This window comes from uncultured Abyssibacter sp., from assembly GCF_964000955.1.
Classification (GTDB): Bacteria; Pseudomonadota; Gammaproteobacteria; order Nevskiales; family OUC007; genus Abyssibacter.
The window spans coordinates 1-3,557 of the sequence record NZ_CAXFCL010000083.1 but is presented as its reverse complement, the minus strand read 5'-3'; the positions used below and the strand labels follow the sequence as shown (position 1 = coordinate 3,557).

At 65.2% G+C, this 3,557-nt stretch carries 5 protein-coding genes; all 5 read left to right on the top strand.

Going from position 1 to position 3,557, the window contains the following annotated elements; all coding sequences use genetic code 11:
• The coding region (gene tolB / locus ABNS06_RS03875; protein WP_348672681.1) for a Tol-Pal system beta propeller repeat protein TolB at nucleotides 1-1,130 on the top strand (1,130 nt) is incomplete at its 5' end.
• 75 nt (nucleotides 1,131-1,205) lie between these two features.
• Complete coding sequence (pal, locus tag ABNS06_RS03870) at nucleotides 1,206-1,754, top strand: peptidoglycan-associated lipoprotein Pal (protein WP_348672680.1); 549 nt, start codon at nucleotides 1,206-1,208, stop codon at nucleotides 1,752-1,754.
• A gap of 3 nt (nucleotides 1,755-1,757) precedes the next feature.
• Entirely contained in the window at nucleotides 1,758-2,540 is a 783-nt protein-coding gene (gene ybgF / locus ABNS06_RS03865; RefSeq protein WP_348672679.1) for a tol-pal system protein YbgF, read from the top strand.
• Entirely contained in the window at nucleotides 2,540-3,217 is a 678-nt protein-coding gene (gene queE / locus ABNS06_RS03860) for a 7-carboxy-7-deazaguanine synthase QueE (RefSeq protein WP_348672678.1), read from the top strand. Before ybgF ends, queE begins: the two co-directional genes overlap by 1 nt.
• A partial coding sequence (locus ABNS06_RS03855) for a 7-cyano-7-deazaguanine synthase (protein WP_348672677.1) occupies nucleotides 3,214-3,557 on the top strand: 344 nt, incomplete at its 3' end. The genes queE and ABNS06_RS03855, both read left to right, overlap by 4 nt.

Genomic DNA, 3,557 nt, shown 5'->3' with positions numbered 1-3,557 from the left:
CGGTGGATGTCACCGAGGTGGTGGAGGCCGATCTCAAGCGCAGTGGTCTGTTCGATCCATTGCCGGAAAACCGCATGCTCGCCAAGCCCAGTCGGCCCGAAGACGTGCAGTTGCAGAACTGGCGCGCCGCCGACGTCGACAATCTGGTCGTCGGCGAGATCAATCGCGTGGAGGGCGGGGCATACAACATCCGTTTTCACCTGATCGACGTTTATCGCGGCAAGCAGGTCATCGGCTACGACGTGCCGGCAACACAAAACGGCCTGCGCGCCGGCGCGCACCGCGTCGCCGATTTCATTTTTCAGGCGCTGACCGGTCAGCGTGGCGTGTTCAACACGCGCATTGCCTACATCACCGCCAATGGCGTGGCGGGCGATCAGACCTATGAGCTGATCGTGGCCGACGCTGACGGTTACGATCCGCGGACGATTGTTCGCTCCCGCGAGCCGCTGCTGTCGCCGGCATGGTCGCCGGACCGGCGCAAGATGGCCTATGTGGCCTTCGATGATGGGGAATCGGCGATCTTCGTCCATGAGCTGCGCTCCGGCGTGGCCCGTGAACTGGTCCGCAGACCCGGAATCAACGGCGCGCCGGCCTGGTCGCCAGACGGCACCAAGATCGCCGCAACGCTGTCCTTCAATGGCAATCCGGAAATCTACGTGCTGGATGTCGACGGTGGCGGCGAGCGCCGGATCACCAATTCTTCGGCTATCGACACCGAACCGACCTGGTCACCCGATGGCGGGAAAATTGCGTTCACGTCGGACCGCGGCGGTCAGCCGCAGATCTACGAGGTCGAGCTGAGTTCGGGTGACATGCGACGACTGACGTTCGAAGGACGCAGCAATGCCCGCGCCCAGTACTCGCCCGATGGGAAAAACCTCGTCTTGGTCAACCTGGACGACCAGGGGTATCGTATCGGCGTTCTGGAGCTTGATTCGGGGCAGTTGCGCATTCTCAGTCGCGGCCCGCTGGACGAAAGCCCGAGCTTTGCGCCGAACGGAAGCGTTATCATGTACGCACGTCAGGGAGGCCAGCTCGCGACGGCGACAACGGACGGCCGCGTGCGGCAGACATTGAGTCAGCAGGGAACTGTGCGTGAGCCCGCATGGTCTCCGTACCTGAACTGATCATCGATCGGGGCAAGCGCCCACGGACAGGATGCGGGGAATCAAGAGGATTCTTCTAAAATGAAAGGAACTACCATGCTCAAGCGATTTGGCCTGATGGCCCTGGCCGCCGCCGTGCTCGTCGGATGCACCAGCGGCGATGAAACGGCGCTGGATCAACCGGCGACCACCGAGACGCAGCCCGAAAGCTCGTTCACCACTGGCAGCGGTTCGAGCTACGGTGAGGCCGAGGCCCGGCGCCTGGAAGAGCAACGCGCCGCCGAAGCCGCAGCGGCACGTGCGGCCGACGCCCTGCGTAACGAACGGGTGGTCTATTTCGAGTTCGACAGCGCCGAGCTGACCTCCCGCGCCCGCGAGGTGATCCGCGCGCACGCTGACTACCTGGTCGCGAATCCCGGCGTTCGTATCCGCCTGGAAGGGCACACGGACGAGCGCGGCACGCGCGAGTACAACATCGCCCTCGGCGAGCGCCGGGCCAAGTCGGTCGAGCGCGCGATGATGCTGCGCGGCGTGGCCCAGAACCAGATCAATGTCATCAGCTACGGCGAGGAAAGTCCGGTCGCCCTCGAGCACACCGAGGACGCCTGGGCCAAGAACCGCCGCGTCGCCATCAACTATCGCTAATCAATGAATGTTCGTCATACCGGCAGTGTCGCACTGCTTGCTGCCGGCACCCTGGTCGCCGGCTGCGCCTCCTTCGGCTCCAACGAGCCGACACCGGAGCAGCGCCGGCTGACCAGCCTCGAGCAGCGCGCCGAGCGCGTGGATCGCCAGCTTGAAAATCTCAATCTCGTTCGCGTGGCCGAATCCGTGGACGGGGTGGAGGCCAAGCTTCGCGAACTGCGTGGCGAGGTCGAGCGGCTGAACTACGAGCTGGAGTCGTCGAAGCGGCGAGAACGGCAGCTTTATCTGGATATCGACAAGCGCCTGCAGCGTCTGGAGCAGTCCGGTGTCGGCGCCCTGGCGGGTGGTACGGTCACTGACGGATCCACCCAGGTCAGCGCCGCCGAGGTGGCGAGCGATCCGGAGATCCAGAAGGCCTACGGGACCGCCTTCGATCTGCTCAAGGCCGGCAAGTTCGACGCGGCGATCCGATCGTTCCGCGGCTTCTTGTCCGATCATCCGTCCAGTGTCTACGCGGACAACGCGCAGTACTGGCTGGGCGAGGCGTACTACGTGAAGCGGGAGTACGGTCCGGCCAAGCAAGCGTTCTCCGAGATGATGAGCCGCTATCCGGATAGCCCCAAGGTGCCGGATTCGTTGCTCAAGCTGGCCTACATCGACTACGAGCAGGGACGCTATACGGACGCTCGCGCCACATTGCAGCGCGTGCTGGAAGAGCATCCCAACGCCTCTGCCGCCAGCCTTGCACGGCAACGGCTGGATCGCATGGATCGAGAAGGACGCTGATGACCGCCGTTCCCGCGACCACGGTTCGGTCGCAGGAACTGCGACTGCGCATCACCGAGATCTTCCGCTCGATTCAGGGCGAAAGCACACTGGCTGGCCTGCCCACGACCTTCGTCCGGCTGACCGGCTGCCCGTTGCGCTGCGGCTACTGCGACACCGCCTATGCGTTTCAGGGTGGGGACTGGATGACCGGCCCGGACATCCTCGACCGGGTCCGGGAACACGCGGTCAGCCGTGTGTGCGTGACCGGCGGTGAGCCTCTGGCGCAGAAGCAGGCGCCCGCCTTGCTGGCGATGCTCTGCGATGCCGGTTTCGCGGTATCCCTGGAAACCAGCGGAGCGCTGCCCATCGACACCGTGGATGCCCGCGTGACCGTGGTCATGGACGTCAAGACACCCAGCTCCGGCGAATCCCATCGCAACCTCGCGGCCAACCGTACCCAGCTCAAGTCGGGCGATCAGCTCAAGTTCGTCGTCGCCGACCGGGCGGACTTCGACTGGGGGCTGGGCTGGCTGGCCGAGCGACCGCTCCCCGACGGCGTCGAGGTGCTGTGGTCACCGGTTTGGAACGCGTTGCCGCTGAGCGACCTTGCGGACTGGGTCTGCGAACCCGGGATTCCGGGCCGGATGCAGGTCCAGTTGCACAAGTTCATCTGGGGCGAGGAGCAGGGGCGATGAGCCGTCTCGCGGTGGTGCTGGTCTCCGGGGGACTGGATTCGGCCACGACGCTGGCGATTGCCCGGCACGAAGGCTACGAGTGCTACGGGCTGTCCGTGTCCTATGGTCAGCGTCACGTCGCCGAGCTGAACGCCGCGGAGCGGGTCTGCGATGTGCTGGGCGTGCGCGAGCACCGGACGGTCAACGTGGATCTGGGCGCGCTGGGCGGGTCGGCCCTGACCGATGCGGCCATCGATGTACCGACGAGCCCGACCTCGGGCATCCCGGTCACCTATGTTCCGGCACGCAACACGGTGATGCTGTCCATCGCCATGGGCTACGCGGAGGTGCTGGGCGCCGG